At 51.9% G+C, this 16,344-nt stretch carries 13 protein-coding genes, 3 pseudogenes and 1 riboswitch; of the genes and pseudogenes, 10 read left to right on the top strand and 6 right to left on the bottom strand.

All coding sequences use genetic code 11. From position 1 onward, the window contains the following. Positions 1-31: 31 nt before the first annotated feature. On the bottom strand, positions 32-748 hold the full coding sequence (locus SD71_RS02025) for an SDR family oxidoreductase (RefSeq protein ID WP_041058897.1): 717 nt from the start codon (positions 746-748) through the stop codon (positions 32-34). 13 nt (positions 749-761) lie between these two features. Continuing rightward, positions 762-1,623, bottom strand: a pseudogene (locus SD71_RS02020) (VOC family protein). 148 nt (positions 1,624-1,771) lie between these two features. On the opposite strand from SD71_RS02020, the gene SD71_RS02015 reads away from it, so the two are divergent. From SD71_RS02015 to SD71_RS01990, 6 genes and pseudogenes are all read left to right on the top strand, one after another. After that, positions 1,772-2,104, top strand: coding sequence for a winged helix-turn-helix transcriptional regulator (locus SD71_RS02015; RefSeq protein WP_041058894.1), 333 nt, complete (start codon positions 1,772-1,774; stop codon positions 2,102-2,104). Between the two features lie 39 nt (positions 2,105-2,143). Beyond that, positions 2,144-3,067, top strand: coding sequence for a DMT family transporter (locus tag SD71_RS02010; RefSeq protein WP_041058891.1), 924 nt, complete (start codon positions 2,144-2,146; stop codon positions 3,065-3,067). Between the two features lie 171 nt (positions 3,068-3,238). Continuing rightward, positions 3,239-4,543 carry an alpha-glucosidase/alpha-galactosidase gene (melA, locus tag SD71_RS02005; protein WP_041058888.1) on the top strand — a complete coding sequence of 435 codons (1,305 nt, stop codon included), beginning with the start codon at positions 3,239-3,241 and terminating at the stop codon, positions 4,541-4,543. Between the two features lie 61 nt (positions 4,544-4,604). After that, positions 4,605-4,648: riboswitch (PreQ1 riboswitch) on the top strand. Positions 4,649-4,786: 138 nt separating this feature from the next. Next, positions 4,787-5,277: pseudogene (gene queF, locus SD71_RS02000) on the top strand (preQ(1) synthase). 32 nt (positions 5,278-5,309) lie between these two features. Beyond that, positions 5,310-5,843, top strand: coding sequence for a VUT family protein (locus tag SD71_RS01995; protein ID WP_041059698.1), 534 nt, complete (start codon positions 5,310-5,312; stop codon positions 5,841-5,843). Positions 5,844-6,190: 347 nt separating this feature from the next. After that, the gene (locus tag SD71_RS01990; RefSeq protein ID WP_052475856.1) at positions 6,191-7,438 is read left to right on the top strand and encodes an MDR family MFS transporter; all 1,248 of its coding nucleotides are present in this window, start codon (positions 6,191-6,193) and stop codon (positions 7,436-7,438) included. Between the two features lie 37 nt (positions 7,439-7,475). Here SD71_RS01990 and SD71_RS01985 read toward each other — a convergent pair whose 3' ends face one another. Continuing rightward, positions 7,476-8,489, bottom strand: a complete 1,014-nt coding sequence (locus SD71_RS01985; protein WP_041058886.1) for a YpdA family putative bacillithiol disulfide reductase — start codon at positions 8,487-8,489, stop codon at positions 7,476-7,478. Between the two features lie 56 nt (positions 8,490-8,545). Continuing rightward, positions 8,546-9,094, bottom strand: a complete 549-nt coding sequence (locus tag SD71_RS26360; protein WP_152619309.1) for a PadR family transcriptional regulator — start codon at positions 9,092-9,094, stop codon at positions 8,546-8,548. A 123-nt stretch (positions 9,095-9,217) separates the two neighbouring features. On the opposite strand from SD71_RS26360, the gene SD71_RS01975 reads away from it, so the two are divergent. Then, positions 9,218-10,441 carry an MFS transporter gene (locus SD71_RS01975; RefSeq protein ID WP_041058882.1) on the top strand — a complete coding sequence of 408 codons (1,224 nt, stop codon included), beginning with the start codon at positions 9,218-9,220 and terminating at the stop codon, positions 10,439-10,441. A gap of 160 nt (positions 10,442-10,601) precedes the next feature. Then, positions 10,602-11,345: a hypothetical protein gene (locus tag SD71_RS01970; RefSeq protein WP_041058879.1), complete on the top strand. Its 744-nt coding sequence runs from the start codon at positions 10,602-10,604 to the stop codon at positions 11,343-11,345. 387 nt (positions 11,346-11,732) lie between these two features. On the opposite strand, the gene SD71_RS01965 is transcribed toward SD71_RS01970, so the two are convergent. Both SD71_RS01965 and SD71_RS01960 read right to left on the bottom strand, forming a co-directional pair. After that, a complete protein-coding gene (locus SD71_RS01965; protein WP_041058872.1) occupies positions 11,733-12,053 on the bottom strand; it encodes an ArsR/SmtB family transcription factor in 321 nt (106 codons plus the stop codon). A 108-nt stretch (positions 12,054-12,161) separates the two neighbouring features. Next, the gene (locus tag SD71_RS01960; protein ID WP_041058870.1) at positions 12,162-13,322 is read right to left on the bottom strand and encodes an ROK family transcriptional regulator; all 1,161 of its coding nucleotides are present in this window, start codon (positions 13,320-13,322) and stop codon (positions 12,162-12,164) included. A 151-nt stretch (positions 13,323-13,473) separates the two neighbouring features. Here SD71_RS01960 and xylA point away from each other — a divergent pair. Together xylA and xylB are read left to right on the top strand one after the other, a co-directional pair. Further along, a pseudogene (xylA, locus tag SD71_RS01955) lies at positions 13,474-14,786 on the top strand (xylose isomerase). Continuing rightward, a complete protein-coding gene (gene xylB / locus SD71_RS01950; protein ID WP_041058867.1) occupies positions 14,783-16,279 on the top strand; it encodes a xylulokinase in 1,497 nt (498 codons plus the stop codon). The pseudogene xylA and the gene xylB overlap by 4 nt, the downstream one beginning before the upstream one ends. Positions 16,280-16,344: the final 65 nt, after the last annotated feature.

Here is a 16,344-nt window from a genome sequence, read left to right as displayed (position 1 = left end):
AGGACGGTGAGGTTTTTAATGTTCAGTCGGCTTACACCAGGTGAGCGCCGCCGTCGACGAGCACTGATGTACCGGTAGTAAAGCCGTTTTTCGCCAAATAGACATATGATTGACCGATATCCACAGGCTGGGCGATACGTCCGACAGGCAGTTGCCCGGCGATACCGTCAAACATGGCGTCCCGCTGCGCATCCGGCATGCCCGCGTAGATCGGCGTATCCACGATCCCAGGGGAAACGACGTTCACCCGGATTGGAGCAAGATCGACGGCAAGTCCGCGTACCAATCCTTCGATGGCGGAATTGATGGACGCTAGAGTAGAAGCACCTTTTGGCGGCCGAATGCCGTATACACCGGAAGTGAGCGTGATTGAGCCGGCTTTGTTCAAGTAAGGAACAGCCGCTTTAGCCGTTACGTATTGCCCCCAGAATTTGCTGTCGAAAGCTTCTTTTACAGCGTTGACAGGCAGTTCGCTGAACGGTCCCATAGCGCCGTCTCCTGCGGTGATGACAAGGTGATCGAAATTGCCGACCTTGGTGAAAAACTCCGTCAGCTTCCCTTCATCGCGGAAATCAAGCTCATAGCCTTCCACTTGGTCACCCAGCGTACGTTTGGCATCGGCAAGTTTGGATGCCGAGCGACTCGCTATGATGACCTGAGCCGACTCCTCGGCAAAAGCTTTGGCAGTGGCTAATCCGATCCCTGAAGTACCTCCGACAACGACAACACGTTTTCCTTTTAAAGACATTACATAAACCTCCTTAGGCTTCAACAGCCAACTTGATTCGATTGTTAGAAGGGTCATTCACGAACAAGGCCGAGTTTTGCTCGTACGTCGAAACCCCGGCCTCTTGAAGACGCTGCACGACGTCATCGCGTTCGGTCCGGTTCGGGAACATGATCGTGTAGTAGTCCAAGCCGGTCGCATGGGCAGGTGGATTAGGGGCGCCGGCTCCAGCCATATGTTTAGCCCCAAATGGTGGTGGTAGCCGCCTGCAGATACGAACAAAGCGGAGAAGCCGCATAGTTGCCGACGATATCAAATCCGAGCAAGCGGGTGTAAAATTCGTTCGAGCTTTTCAGATCGGCAACGTGCAGGTGGACATGGCCGATTATCGTTTCCGGCGGAAGACCGCTCCACGAGTCGTCACCGGCTTCCTCCAGCAAGCTCTCCCATTCGATCGGATCCGTGGCCATCTCGTAATTTCCTTGCGCGTCGCGTTTCCAAGTGTCGCGAGGGCGATCGCGGTAAATTTCAATGCCGTTGCCTTCCGGATCCGAGATGTACAGGGCTTCGCTGACGAGATGATCCGCCTGCCCGATATGAATCTGCGCTTGGATCAGATTGCGCAGCGCAAGTCCAAGATGTTTTCGATCCGGCAAGAGAATCGCAAAATGGTAAAGACCGGTGGTCGTTCTTTGGGGCAAAATAACCGAGTCCGGATGAGCTTCCAGAATGAGCAGCGGTTTTTGTCCGTCGGTAGTAAAGTATACGGTGCTGCTGTCTTGTTTTAATACTTTTAGTCCCACAACGTCTTCATAAAATCGCGCCGACCGTTCGAGATTCTTAACCTTCAGCTTAACTTCGCCAAGGCTGGTGTCCGGGTGTATGGAATGAGGCATATCGCTGTTCCTCCTAAATGAAAATTAATAATTACTTTTCGTAACCAACTATAAAATATTGCATTAGTAGTGTCAAGTAAAGTGATTATGCCGAGTAACCTTGTTTAATGCATATTTTTGTTATAATGTGTAAGTTGAGGTGAATGCCATGGAACAGGCGTTACTTTGCCCCCGTTTTGAGAAGGGCATGCAAATCGTGAGCAAGCGTTGGGCGGGTCTGATCATTTTTCAGCTATTGAAGGGGACCCAGCGATTCAGCGAAATAGAAGCGGCGCTTCCGAGCATCAGCGGAAGACTGCTGTCTGAACGGCTAAAGGATTTGGAGCAAGAAGGAATTGTACGGCGAGAGGTGTTTCCGGAAACCCCGGTTCGCATAGAGTATTCGCTGACGGACAAAGGCATGGCGCTGGAGCCGGTGTTTGCGGAGATCACCAAATGGTCGCAAGCTTGGGTTGAGCCTGTGGCGCGAACGCCCCGCTAAGATTGTGATATGACAATGGAATGGAGCAGACATTGACTGATGACGACAAAATGGATGTACTACTTGGGCCTGGTGCTCGTGGCGGCGATCTGGGGAGCCAATTTCGGCGTTCAGCGCCTGGCGATGGATACTTTTGATCCGATGTTGTTCAATTTTCTTCGTTTCGGCTTGGCTGCGCCATTGTTTTTTGTGCTCCTGAAAATCACAGAAGGCAGTGTCGGCATTCCGTGGAAGGTCGCGCTAAAGCTCGCGTTAATCGGTTTGTTCGGTGTCACTCTGCTGGAGATGACCGTTATGTATTCCATTAAATATACAACACTGGCCAATGCGTCATTGCTCAGTATTGCGCCTTGGCCGATCTTTGCGGCTCTTTTCGCACCATTGTTCTTTAAGGAAAAGTTCTCGGCGCGGCTTGCCGTCGGCGCTGCCGCAGCGATGGCCGGGGTCAGTCTGATTATCGTCGGCGGAGGACAAGGCATGAGCTTGTCGTCGGACAATATGGTCGGTAATCTTATTGCTCTGTCCACCGGTATCATCGGAGGCATATACAATGTCGCATGTATGCCGTTGATGAAGCAATATTCCGCCCTTCGGGTCAGCACTTGGGTAATCATGTTCGGATCTCTGTTCATGATCCCGATGACAATCGGCTCTTGGGGGAAAGTGGACTGGGCACAGCTTACAGCGGGACACTACACCGCCATTGCTTATAATGCGCTGTTTTGTACCTTCATCGCTTTTAGTGTCTGGAACACTTGTATGTTAAAAATTGGCGCCACACGCTCGAACTTTTTCCGCTACGTTGTTCCGGCGTCTGCTATGGTTGTCGGGTTCGCTTTCTTCCGGGAGAGCATCTCGGGCTGGCAGCTTGCCGGCACACTTTGTATGGCAGCGGGCCTCGTCTGGATCAGTACAGAGAGCAGCAAGAGAGTACCGGCACCGGAGCTCACCACCGCACGCTAATACATACCGATGATCCGGATTCATATACTCACCCGCGCAGTTTCTTTTCCCTCTACATTAGCAAAAAAACGTCAAATGTCCATATAGTTGCGTGTTCGATCTATACTTTTTGAGCCCGGCATAAAGTACATTAGGGATAGCAGTCACCCTTTTCATACGGAGGCGTTATTCTTGTCTAAAATTACTTTCCTCGGCGCAGGGAGTACGGTTTTCGCGAAAAACGTGCTTGGAGATTGCATGCTGACTCCGGCTTTGCAAGGATTTGAATTGGCGTTGTACGACATCGATAGTGAGAGGCTCAAAGATTCCGAGAACATGCTCCATAACATCAAGGCGACTTCCGGCAGCACATGTATCGTTAAGGCTTATTCCGATCGTAAAGAAGCGCTTCGGGGTGCCAAATATGTGGTGAATGCCATTCAAGTCGGCGGCTACGACCCCTGCACGATTACCGATTTCGAAGTTCCGAAAAAATACGGTCTGAGGCAGACAATCGCGGACACTGTGGGGATCGGCGGCATTTTTCGGAATCTTAGGACGATACCGGTCATGCTGGATTTCGCCGAAGACATCCGTGAGGTGTGTCCCGATGCCTGGTTCCTGAACTACACCAACCCAATGGCCGTATTAACGAATGTCATGAACACTTACGGAGGCGTGAAGACGGTCGGCTTGTGCCACAGCGTGCAGGCATGCATCCCCGGGTTGTTCGACAGCTTGGGGTTGGATCAGACGGGCGTGCAGGCCAAAATCGCCGGAATTAACCATATGGCTTGGCTTCTGGAAGTGACGAAGGATGGAGAAGACCTATATCCGGAAATCAAAAAACGCGCGGCGGACAAGCAGAAAGAGAAGCATTGGGACATGGTCCGATATGAAATGATGCTCAAATTCGGTTATTACATTACAGAATCGTCGGAACACAATGCAGAGTATCATCCGTATTTCATCAAACGCAATTACCCCGAACTCATCGAGCGATTCAATATACCATTGGACGAATACCCGCGGCGGTGTATCGAGCAGATCTCCAATTGGAAAAAGATGCGAGAAGAGCTGGTGAACAACACCGGTTTAGAGCACGAACGGTCACACGAGTACGCATCATACATTTTCGAAGCTATGCAGACGAATGTGCCTTTCAAAATCGGGGGCAACGTCATGAATACCGGACTTATCACCAACCTGCCGCGAGAAGCGTGCGTGGAAGTGCCTTGCCTTGTCGACCGCAATGGCGTGACACCTACATACGTCGGCAATCTGCCTCCGCAGTGCGCGGCGCTTAACCGCACGAATATCAATACACAGCTGCTGACGATCGAAGCGGCCATTACCGGCAAGCGGGAGCATATTTACCACGCGGCTATGCTGGATCCGCATACGGCGGCGGAGCTCTCGATGGACGATATCGTATCCTTATGCGACGATTTATTGGAAGCGCACGGGGATTGGCTGCCCAAGTTCCATATGGTATAGTACGGATAGACAATTAAAGAAGATAGTCTGAGGCCCGGCACCAGTTGATCGTCGGCCGGTCTCAGGAGAGGTTCGCGAACTCCCTCTATAAAAAACTAAGGAAAACGAACACGTTTCTTACAGGCCTGCTGCAGCCTTAGCCGCTGCAGCTTTGGCCTTAAGCGTGGTGCCGTTTTTTTCACGTTCTTTAGAGCATGTTCTGCCGCGATCTCTTTCTTCTATTCTAGAAGGGAGATTTTTTTTATGCGCACCAAAGAAGAAATGCAGGACATTACGCTCCTCGGCAATCAAGGAACCAAGTATACGTTCGACTACGATCCCGGGGTGCTGGATCTTTCGACAACAAGCATCAGGGACGCGACTATTTCGTCAAGTTCAACTGCCCGGAGTTTACGAGTCTCTGTCCGATCACAGGCCAGCCGGACTTCGCTACGATCTATATCTCGTATATTCCGGATGTGAAGATGGTGGAGAGCAAGTCTCTGAAGCTGTATCTGTTCAGCTTCCGGAATCACGGCGATTTCCATGAGGACTGCATGAACATTATCATGAACGATCTCATTGCCCTCATGAATCCCCGTTATATTGAAGTTTGGGGGAAATTCACTCCGCGCGGCGGGATTTCCATCGATCCCTATTGCAATTGGGGACAGCCGGGCACCAAGTATGAGCGAATGGCGGAGCATCGCCTGATGAACCACGACCTTTATCCTGAGAAAGTCGACAATCGATAAGGGGGCGCGCACAATTGAAAATCTTATATGTAATGCTTTATTTGCTAGCCATCGTTTTCGCCAATGTCGTTACGGCTTCGAATGACCCGATTAAATTCGGTTCGCTCATCGTTCCTGCGGGCTCATTCCTGATCGGCGCCACGTTTATTTTCCGGGATCTCGTACAAAATGCGGTAGGCCGTAAAAATGTGTACGTCATTATAGCCGTGGCCATGGTCTTGTCTGCTGTTACTTCCTCCGTTCTAGGAGACACATTATGGATCGTATTTGCTTCTGCGCTCACGTTCATGTTTTCGGAAACGACGGACACTGAAATCTATACGAGGCTTAAGCTGCCAATGTCGCTGAGAGTGCTTTACAGCGGAGTGGCGGGCGGCGTTCTGGACAGCGTGATTTTCGTCATTGTCGGCATGTCACCGATCGGCGCTAACATCCTGCCTTGGGATGTTGTCGGTTATGCAATCGCCGGCCAAATCGTCGTCAAAGTCGTCATGCAACTAATCGGTACATTGATCATTCAATTGTTGCCGGCAAGGGTATTGGCTCAACCGGTCAAGGTAAATTGATGGCCGCCATATTACGCGGTAATTATGATAAGCCCGTTTTGTCCGCATGCACGGGATATAGATAAACTATTGCTGCGTTTAAGGACATATTGGGCGTATCAGATAGGGATGAAAGATAATATCAAGTCAAATGCATGCTGATAAGCCTGTTTTGTCTTTATCCGCGGGATATTGTTAACAAACACCGGCTGATAAGCCCGTTTTGTCCGCATACACAGCGGCCTGTTGCCCCGGCAACAGGCCTTCTTTCTATACTCTCATGGCATAGAGGCTTACAAGCGGGATGATTCTGGTTTATACTTTTGGATGCAAGCTATCCAACAGTTACTAGAGTGGAGCAGTCATCGATGGCGAACAGTAAATGGTATAACCAACTTCTTTTATTTGCAAAATCTTATCATCCGGTCGTTCATTATTTGCTGCTTGGAACCATCCTTGCGAGAGCTGCAGCGTCAATGAGCATGCCGTTTCTCGCCATTTATCTCGCGAAGAATACCGAGATGGACCCGGTCATGATCGGCCTGGTCATTGGAGCAGGCTCATTAGCCGGCACGGCGGGAGGGTTTATCGGAGGCACACTTTCAGACCTGCTCGGCCGCAGACGAATTCTGCTCGGAGCGCTGTTCGGTTGGGGCGCGGTGTTTCTCGGCTTTGCGCTGGTAAAAAGCGCCGTCCTGTTCCTGCTGCTCAGTCTCGTGAATGGACTTTGCCGTTCATTCTATGAGCCTGTATCTCAAGCGCTTATGGCGGATTTGACGGAGAAAGAGAAGCGTTTTAACGTATTCTCGCTCCGATATTTGGCCATTAATATCGGAGTTTCCGTGGGACCGCTGCTGGGAGCGGTTTTTGCGGCTTTGGACAGTACCCTTCCTTTTATCATTACCGGCTGTATCTATCTGGTTTATGCTTTGTCTACCTATTTGCTTCTAAATAAATACGGAATCAACAAGATCGCAGGGAACGGGAACCCCGGCAGCACGTTCCGCCACGCATGGAACGTAGTGAGACGCGACTCGGTGCTGAGATATTACCTGCTGGGCGGGCTTGTTACCGCTGTCGGCTACTCGCAGATGACGGTAACTCTATCCCAGTATGTCGGGGGCAAGCTGGCGGATGGTGTCGCTCTTTTCGCCGTAATGATGAGTGTGAACGCGGTCACCGTTGTGGTTATGCAGATTCCTTTTACGAAATGGTCCGGCCGTTACTCCCCTCTAACTGTGTTAACCGCAGGCATATTCTTTTACTCTTTAGGCAATGCCGGCTTTGCGTTATCTTCCGGATGGATCACGTTTATTGTGTCGATGATCGTATTTACATTTGGTGAGATGCTGTGCTACCCTGCGGAAAATGTGCTGATCGACCGGATATCGCCGGACGGTATGCGGGGAACGTATTATGGGGCAAAGTCGTTCAGCCAGTTCGGGCATTTCCTTGGACCCTGGATCGGCGGCATCCTGCTTAGTCATTACAACGGGACGGTGCTGTTTTTGACGATGTCGGTTGTAGGGTTGGGTGCTATCGTCTTTTATAGGCTGGGAGAAGCGGTACGTTTGTCCGTAGTTGTGAAAAATAAAGGGATAGACCATCAGATGTAATTCTGACGAGCTATCCCTTCTCGATGTCGTGCTTAATTTAGCGCTGGATCAGTTCCTTGATGTGGTTGGCGATGAGTGCCCCGTGAAAGCGTCCGCTCTCGATGAAGATTTCGTTGGCCGCGCGTCCGGCTGCAATGACTCCAGCAATGTAGAGCCCCTGGACATTCGTCTCCATGGTAGCCGGATCGAAGGCCGGAACCGTCGACTCGGCGTTGACTTCCGCACCTGCATTCGTCAGCAGACTCCGCTCGGGGCGGAACCCGGTCAATGCCAGGACAAAATCATTTTCGAGGACCATCGGGGAACTGTCCGCCGTAGCGGATTCCACGGTGACGGTGCGCTCTTCGATCCGGATGACACGCGATCCGAACAGCATCTTGATCCTGCCTTTATCTACATTGCTCTCGAAAAGCGGCCTGACCCACGGCTTGATACTTGGCGAATAGTCTTCCCCTCGATAGACCACCGTGATGTCGGCGCCGACACGGAGAATTTCCATCGCTGCGTCGACCGCCGAATTGCTGCCCCCGATAATGGCTACCTTCATTCCCGTATAAGGATGCGCCTCTTCGAAGAAGTGGTTTACTTTAGGCAGATCCTCACCTGGAATTCCAAGCATGTTCGGATGATCGAAATACCCTGTCGCGACAACTACGAAACGAGCCTCGTAAATGCGCACGCCTCCGAAACGATCGGCTGTCTCCACGCGGAACATTCCCTTCTCCGTACGCGACAGGGAAACAGCCTCTTCGTATGCGCGGATACGCAGCTCCCGACGGAGCGCAACATCACGGTAATACTGCAGCGCTTCGCGGCGCGTCGGCTTCTCATTCGGTGTCGAGAACTGGATTCCGCCAATCTCGAGAAGCTGCGCGGTGCTGAAAAACTGCATATAGGTCGGATATTGATAGATAGAATGAACAACGGCATTTTTCTCGAGGAGCAGAGGATTTATTCCGATGGCTTGAAGCTCCAACGCTGCGGATAACCCGCAAGGACCCGCTCCGATAATGATCACTTCTTCTGTACTTTCCAACTTTTGCTCGTTCATATTTGTTCTCCTGTTGCTTTTTTTAACAATTATTGTAGCACGTTCAATCGGAATGTCTAAAATTCACGGCAGAAGCCGAAGCACCCACTCGCACCATTCGATATTGGACCGGCAATTAGACATTGCCTTGTGCAGTAAGATATACGGACCGAACAGAGGGGAAGCGTAGACAGGGATGTCTCCGGCGTTAAGCCGCCCCGCTGCTCCAGTTGCGTAATCTTCTCCTCAAAGCTTCGCATTTTGGCTCGGTAGTGCTCCAACCGGCCGGTGAACAGCTTCCTCGCAATTCGCGGTTCAACAAGCGACAGGCAGTAAGCTTTCAACATCAGCTCGTCGCGGGTTACCGGATCTGAGGCCGGCTCGGCGAGCCATTGTTGGAGCGCCTGCGTTCCTTTCTCGGTGAGGGAGTAAACCTTTTTATCCGGCTTATCGCTCTGAGCGACGTGCTCATATCGAACATATTCTTCTTTCTCGAGATTGGCCAGCAACGGATAAATTTGGCTGTGCTTGGCGGGCCAGAAAGGTTGTATTTTGAGCATCAGATCATATCCGGAAAAGGATGACTGGGTTAGAAAACTCAGCAACCCGTAAGAGAGAGTGTTCATTTTCAGTTCTCCTGTCGATTTGTACGCTTTGACACCGAAATGCCAGAGTAGTATGATTGGTTTTTACTCCTTATTATATGTAAATACAGACATATTATCAACATTCATCAAGGGGGAACGAAATTGGCTTCTTCAGTTGCCCAAACCCGGACGGCGGCATCGACGGCAGCCGTGCTGCCTGTATTGCTGTCGATCAGCCTCATTCATATGATGAACGACTCGATGCAGGCCGTCATTCCGGCAATGTATCCGATTCTCGAAAAAACGCTGGACCTGTCTTATGCTCAAGTGGGATGGATCGGATTTATGCTGAATATGACCTCATCGGTCATGCAGCCCGCTGTCGGAGCTTATTCGGACAAGCGTTCACGATCCAACCTGCTTCCGATAGCGATGTCGCTGAGTCTTCTGGGTATGGTCGGGATCGCTTTCGCCCCAAGCTTCTGGTACGTTTTGTTTGCGGTCATGTTTATCGGATTCGGTTCCGCGATTTTTCACCCTGAAGGATCGAGAGTTGTATATTTTGCGGCAGGCAGCAAGCGCGGATTTGCGCAGTCGGTGTTTCAGGTCGGCGGTAACGCGGGCAGCTCGCTGGCTCCGCTCATGACGGTGTTCATCTTCGTTCCGCTCGGACAGTCCGGCGCCATATGGGGCACGCTGCTTGCAGCTTTTGCGATCGCCGTCTCGTTCGGCCTTCTGCCTTGGTACAAGTCGAAGCTTGCGGAGTGGGAACTTAAGCGATCCGACGCGGCATCGCCGGATGGAAGCACTGTATTCACTGTGGCGAATCATCCCCGGGTAAAATTCGCAATGGGAGTGTTGGTTTTTCTCGTGTTCGCACGCTCTTGGTATCATTCCGGGATCAGCAGTTATTATCAGTTTTTCTTGCAAGAGCACTACGGGCTCACCGTTCAGCAAGCTCAAATCCCGGTGTTTCTTTTTCTAGCTGCCGGTGTGCTGGGTACTTATTTCGGGGGCGTGCTGGCAGACCGGTTCGGGCTAAGAAATATGATCGTGTTCTCGATATCCGGAGCGGCGCCGTTCTCACTCATACTGCCGCATCTGCCGTTGTTCTGGGTGTATCCGCTTATCACAGTGCTTGGATTCGTCGTTCTTTCCGGATTTTCCGTCGCTGTCGTGTATGCCCAGTTTCTCATGCCCGCGAAAGTCGGGATGGCGTCGGGGCTGACGACCGGCTTGGCCTTCGGGATGGGGGCGATCGGAGCCGTTGTTCTGGGAAAAGCCGCAGACGTGTTCGGCCTGCAGCCGGTAATGTGGTTTTGCAGTGTGCTTCCACTTTGCGGGCTGTTTGCGATGTTGCTGCCGAGCGACCGGCCGAAAATATAGAGAATCGCCTTGCGGAATGCCGTTGTGCGCGCTGCAAGGCGATTTTTTCGTTAGAAGGGTAAATTCTAATCTGCGGTTAATGTGTTATTTATCCCATTTTAAGGAAACAACACAATAATGGGTATAGTAAGACCATACATAAGCAGGGAGGTAGTATCAAATGACAAAGTACGTCAAGTTGATCGGTATTACAACGGCTCTTGCGGTAATGATTCCGCTCAGCGCGTATGCGGCGACAACCGCTGTAGAGTCATCGGCCGCAGGGACATCAACTGCAGGGACAAGTTCAAGTGTAACGGCTGTTGAGAGTTCTGCGATGGACGGCCGCTGGGAACATGGGAAACATGGCAGGCATGGATTCGTATCGCAAGAAGTGCTGGATTTATTGAAGTTGGATGAGGCGGCTTTTAAGGAAAAGGTTCAAGCAGGCAAAACATTGGCCCAAATTGCTCAGGAGCAGGGAGTATCTCGCGAGGCCTTGAAGAAAACGATGACCGACGCCTTCAACAAGCGGGTAGCAGAGCACAAAAAGAATTTCGCCGACAATCTGGATAAAATCATCGACTCGCAGCCTCATTTGCGTGAAGTGGGCCATGGCGGAATTCATGTGTACAAGGATTTCACCGCAATGTCTAAAGTTCTCGGCCTAACGACCGACGAGATCAAGCAGGGTTTAAGAGACGGCAAATCGCTGGCCGATCTTGCCGCAGAACAGAAGGTGGACGTACAGAAGCTGATCGAAGCGCAAAAAGCTGCGATCACTTCCGCGGTTAATCAAGCGGTCAAGGACGGCAAGTTGACGCAGGCCCAGGCGGATAAGAAGCTCGTCGATGCCCAGGTGATTGCAGAAAAGATCGTCAACGGCAAAGGCTTCGGCCACAAAGGCCGCCACGGCGGACATTAAAGTGAAACTGCCCCCAGACATGGGGGCAGTTTTCATGTAATCCGGTGTGCAACGATGTAAATCATACTATCTGCCGTCGCCGAGCGGGTTCGAGTATCTAGTTAGTCTATTTTGCGTACTATCTCCGCCTGTGGAGCGGGTTCGAGCACGGAGTTAGTCTAGTTTTTGGACTATCTCCGCCTGCAGAGTGGGTTCCAGCACCGAGTTAGTCTAATTTATGTACGATCTCCGCCTGTCGAGCGGGTTCGAGCACAGAGTTAGTCTAGTTTATGTACTAACTCCGCCTGCCGAGGCACCCTGACGCTAATACGTTCATCCGCCGCTGAAACTTGAATTAACGTTGAAATGCATCACACTTGCACCATCAATCATTCGGTCTGAAACCATTCATTTTCTGTCCGGTAATTCGGCGAGGGAAATCAGCCGTTCTTTGCGCCCGGGCAGCTGGGACAAGAAGATTCGCAAATCCGGGAAATCGTTCAGGTTTAACGAGTAATACACCCATTGCCCGCGCTTGTATTCTCTTACGAGCCCGGCACTTTTGAGTTTCCGCAGATGCTGGCTTGCATTCGGTTGGCTTGTGCCCAGCAATTCCACAATATCTCCCACACACAGCTCGCGCTCCTGCAGTAAGCCCAGGATCGCCAGACGCATCCGATCCCCAAGCAGCTTCAGAAGCTCAGCCATATCCGCCAATTTATCATGCATCGTTGAAACCTCTTTTCCGCAGTGAATCGTTCATCTAGTTAATTGAATTTTCATATAAACATATAATTATTTATACCATAAATTTCTTGCAGCATAAAACGATTTCATTCAAACCGTTTTTAATCGGGCGAAAAAGCCGGCAATGGCCATTTCGGCAGCTCCCATCATGGCAGAACGCTCACCCAATTCGGCGAAAAGTAGATGCACGTTGCGCAGGTGGAAGCCAAGCGCCCGCCGGATCACCGTTTGGCGCAGCGTTTCCTCAATCCAAGGCCTCGCTTGGCTCATGCGATTGCCGATGATGACGGCATCGGGGTTAAACACATTAACGATATTGGCAATGCCTATACCCAAGTACTCGCCGATGCCCTGAAACAGCTCGAGAACATCCTCCCGCCCTGAGGCCGCCGCAGCAAGCAAGCTTTCCAGATCGTCAAACCCGAGCGGACGCGCGCTTTCCAGCAACGCCAGCTCCGAGGCGTACATTTCCCAGCATCCCTGGTTGCCGCAGCTGCACGGCTTACCATGAGCTTCCACCGAAATATGTCCCATTTCACCTGAGAAGCCGGATGCGCCTTTATATAGTAACTTATTCAGAACGAGTCCCGTTCCGATCCCCATGCCGACACTCACATAGACGAGGTTGGGAATCTGCCGGCCGGCGCCGTATTTTTGTTCGCCCAGCGCGCCGGCATTGGCTTCATTGTCGATCGTAACGGGTAAACAGAATTGATCCGACAGAAGCCGTTTTAATGGTACGTCCCGCCATTTCAGGTTAGGCGCGAATAACAGCGAGCCGTTGTCGTCGACAAGCCCCGGAACTCCAACGCCGATCCCGACGATGCCGTACGCGCACTTCGGCGCCTCGGCAATCAATTCGGCAATGCACCGGCACAGCTCTTCCAGCACAGGTTCCGGCTTGGAATGACGAAGCGCGGAAGTTCTTTCGGCCACAATCGCACCTTGTAAATCGGTCAATACCCCTCGAATGTAATTCACGCCCAGGTCAATGCCGATTGCATATCCGGACGTTGCGATGAATTCGAGCATGACCGGCTTGCGTCCGCCGCTGGATTGGCCCCGCCCGATTTCCCTCACCAGAGAGCTATCGATCAAATCCTGAACGAGACTCGACACCGTGGCTTTATTCAACCCGCTCCGTTCCGATATTTGCGCACGCGAAAGGGGAGCCCCCCGCAGAATGGACTCCAAGACAATCGCCGTATTCATTCTTTTTATTAAAGCCTGATCCCCCGTCGGTGCGCTCATAAGTTCCCTATACCCCTCATGTAACTAGTACGCCAATCATATCATAAACGAAGGTCGGCGACTTTGTTTATTGGATAGACAAACTAAGTACCACCATGCTATCCTTGAGTCACGCAATTAATTGATACCGCTTACAAGGAGGAATTTTGCAATGAGTAAATTTCCTAATGTGCCCAAGATTCAGTATGAGGGCCGCAGCTCCAAAAACCCTTTTGCATTCAAACATTATAACCCGCAAGAGACGGTATTCGGCAAAACGATGGAAGAGCATCTGCGTTTCGCGGTCGCTTACTGGCATACTTTTAACGCAAGCGGCGCCGACCCGTTCGGCGTAGGCACGGCCGTCCGCAGCTGGGACTCCCTGTCCCCGCTCGACAGATCGAAAGCGCGCGTTGAAGCGAATTTCGAGTTTCTTGAGAAAATGAACGTCAATTTCTACTGCTTCCACGATGCCGATATCGCGCCGGAAGGCGCAACGCTCGCAGAGACGAACAAAAATCTCGACGTTATCGTCGCTATGCTGAAGGATTACCAGAAGTCGACCGGCAAAAGGCTGCTTTGGAACACCGTGAATATGTTCAGCAACCCTCGGTATGTACATGGCGCAAGCACATCCAACAATGCAGATGTGTTCGCATATGCAGCTGCATCCGTTAAAAAAGGTTTGGAAATCGGCAAAGAGCTCGGAGCGGAGAACTACGTGTTCTGGGGCGGCCGAGAAGGCTATGAATCGCTGCTTAACACCGACCTCAAGCTGGAGCAGGACAATCTGGCGCGTTTCCTTCATATGGCTGTGGATTATGCGAAAGAAATCGGCTTCGATGCGCAGTTCCTCATCGAGCCGAAGCCCAAGGAGCCGACCAAGCATCAATATGATTATGACGCGGCTACGGCACTTGCGTTCTTGCAAAGCTATGACCTGAAGGACAAGTTCAAGCTCAACCTTGAGGCTAATCATGCGACACTGGCCGGCCATACGTTCGAGCATGAACTGCGCACAGCCCGCATTAACGGAATCCTCGGTTCCATCGATGCCAACCAAGGCGATCTGCTGCTCGGATGGGATACCGATGAGTTCCCTACGGATCTCGTATCCACCACACTAGCCATGTTCGAAGTACTTAAGAACGACGGTCTCGGCCGCGGCGGCATCAACTTCGATGCGAAGGTTCGCCGTTCCTCCTTCGAGGACGAAGATTTGTTCTTCGCTCACATTGCCGGTATGGATACATTCGCCCGCGGCTTGAAAGCTGCAGCCAAGCTCATCGATGAGCGCGTGCTCGACGAAATCGTCGAAAACCGTTATCGCAGCTTCCAAGAAGGCATCGGCGCGGATATCGTCTCCGGTAAAGCCACTCTGAAGTCGCTGGAAGCCTACGCATTGCAAGCCAAGCCGATTAAAATGAGTCGGGCCGCCTCGAGCAGCTCAAATCTGCTTTGAACGATATCATTTTCAGCGTATGAAGTATGTGATCGGCGTGGATTTGGGAACCAGCGCGGTGAAGACTCTGCTTGTCGCACAAGACGGCACGGTTAAAGCCGAGTCAACGCGGGAATATCCGCTTTATCATGATAAATCCGGCTGGAGCGAACAGAATGCCGATGATTGGGTCGAGGGCACTCTCGGTTCTCTTAATGATCTGTTGTCCGGCTCGGGTGTGAATCCGCAAGACATCGAGGGCATCAGCTTTTCCGGTCAAATGCATGGTCTTGTCCTGTTGGACGAGAATCATAAACCGATCCGCAGAGCCATACTGTGGAATGACACGCGCACCACCGAGCAGTGCCGCGAAATCGAGCGGAAGCTCGAAGACACGTTATTATCCATTACACGCAATCCTGCGCTCGAAGGCTTTACGCTGCCCAAAATTCTTTGGGTACGCGAGCACGAGCCGAACATTTTCAGACAAGCCGTCAGGTTTTTACTGCCGAAAGACTATGTGCGCTACCGTCTGACCGGCGAAATACATGTGGATCTATCCGACGCCGCCGGCACGTTGATGCTGGATGTGGCAAATAAACGATGGAGCCCGGAGGTTCTGTCCGCGTTCGAGATTTCATTCGGGTTCTGTCCGCCGCTCATTGAAGCGGGTGGACTCGCCGGAACACTCACATCGGAAGCGGCCTCATTGACCGGACTATCCCAGGCGACGAAAGTATTCGCCGGCGGAGCCGACAACGCTTGCGGCGCTGTAGGCGCAGGCATTTTGTCACCGGGTCATACCCTCTGCAGCATAGGAACGTCGGGTGTCATTTTGACTTATGAAGAGGATGCCGGTTCCGACTACAAGGGACAAGTGCATTTCTTCAATCACGCCAAAGCGGACGCGTTCTATGCGATGGGCGTTACGCTGGCTGCCGGCTACTCGCTCAGCTGGTTCCGCCACACGTTTGCGAAAGGGGAATCCTACGACTCGCTGCTGCAAGGAGTAGAACATATTTCTCCGGGAGCGGAGGGGCTTCTCTTCACACCTTATCTCGTCGGGGAACGAACGCCGCATGCCGATTCCGTCATTCGCGGCAGCTTCATCGGCATCGATGGCAGCCATACGCGCGCGCACTTTGCACGTGCGGTTATGGAGGGGATCACCTTCTCGCTGAACGAATCGGTCGATATTTTCCGGGCGGTAGGCAAGCAGATCGATACGATCGTTTCCATCGGCGGGGGGGCCAAAAACCCGGTTTGGCTGCAAATGCAGGCCGATATCTTCCGGGCTGACGTGGTGGCTTTGGAGAACGAGCAGGGTCCGGGTCTTGGAGCGGCGATGCTGGCTGCTGCCGGCTGCGGCTGGTTCCCGAGCCTTGATGCGTGCGGAGAGGTTTTCGTCAAGAAAGCAAAAGTGTATACTCCTAATGAAAAAGCAAGCCAGCGTTACGGGCAATTGTTCCGTATCTATCAACAGATTTATTACCAGACTAAGGCCGTTAACCAATCGCTGCAATCTTTCCGCAGTTAAACGGCAATACAGAACAACAGCCTCCGCAGTTCCCGGCCGCAAACCGGGAGGAGGCTCTTCTTATT

The organism is Cohnella kolymensis, assembly GCF_000829465.1.
Taxonomy (GTDB): domain Bacteria; phylum Bacillota; class Bacilli; order Paenibacillales; family Paenibacillaceae; genus Cohnella; species Cohnella kolymensis.
Note: the sequence above shows the minus strand (reverse complement) of the source record. Positions and strands in the feature narration are given on the sequence as shown.

Excerpts from the sequence above, each read along its gene's own strand:
- SD71_RS02025 (WP_041058897.1), bottom strand. The coding sequence starts at position 748 with ATGTCTTTAAAAGGAAAACGTGTTGTCGTTGTCGGAGGTACTTCAGGG.
- SD71_RS02015 (WP_041058894.1), top strand. The coding sequence starts at position 1,772 with ATGGAACAGGCGTTACTTTGCCCCCGTTTTGAGAAGGGCATGCAAATC.
- SD71_RS02010 (WP_041058891.1), top strand. The coding sequence starts at position 2,144 with ATGACGACAAAATGGATGTACTACTTGGGCCTGGTGCTCGTGGCGGCG.
- SD71_RS01995 (WP_041059698.1), top strand. The coding sequence starts at position 5,310 with ATGCTTTATTTGCTAGCCATCGTTTTCGCCAATGTCGTTACGGCTTCG.
- SD71_RS01990 (WP_052475856.1), top strand. The coding sequence starts at position 6,191 with ATGGCGAACAGTAAATGGTATAACCAACTTCTTTTATTTGCAAAATCT.
- SD71_RS01985 (WP_041058886.1), bottom strand. The coding sequence starts at position 8,489 with ATGAACGAGCAAAAGTTGGAAAGTACAGAAGAAGTGATCATTATCGGA.
- SD71_RS26360 (WP_152619309.1), bottom strand. The coding sequence starts at position 9,094 with ATGAACACTCTCTCTTACGGGTTGCTGAGTTTTCTAACCCAGTCATCC.
- SD71_RS01970 (WP_041058879.1), top strand. The coding sequence starts at position 10,602 with ATGACAAAGTACGTCAAGTTGATCGGTATTACAACGGCTCTTGCGGTA.
- SD71_RS01965 (WP_041058872.1), bottom strand. The coding sequence starts at position 12,053 with ATGCATGATAAATTGGCGGATATGGCTGAGCTTCTGAAGCTGCTTGGG.
- SD71_RS01960 (WP_041058870.1), bottom strand. The coding sequence starts at position 13,322 with ATGAGCGCACCGACGGGGGATCAGGCTTTAATAAAAAGAATGAATACG.
- xylB (WP_041058867.1), top strand. The coding sequence starts at position 14,783 with ATGAAGTATGTGATCGGCGTGGATTTGGGAACCAGCGCGGTGAAGACT.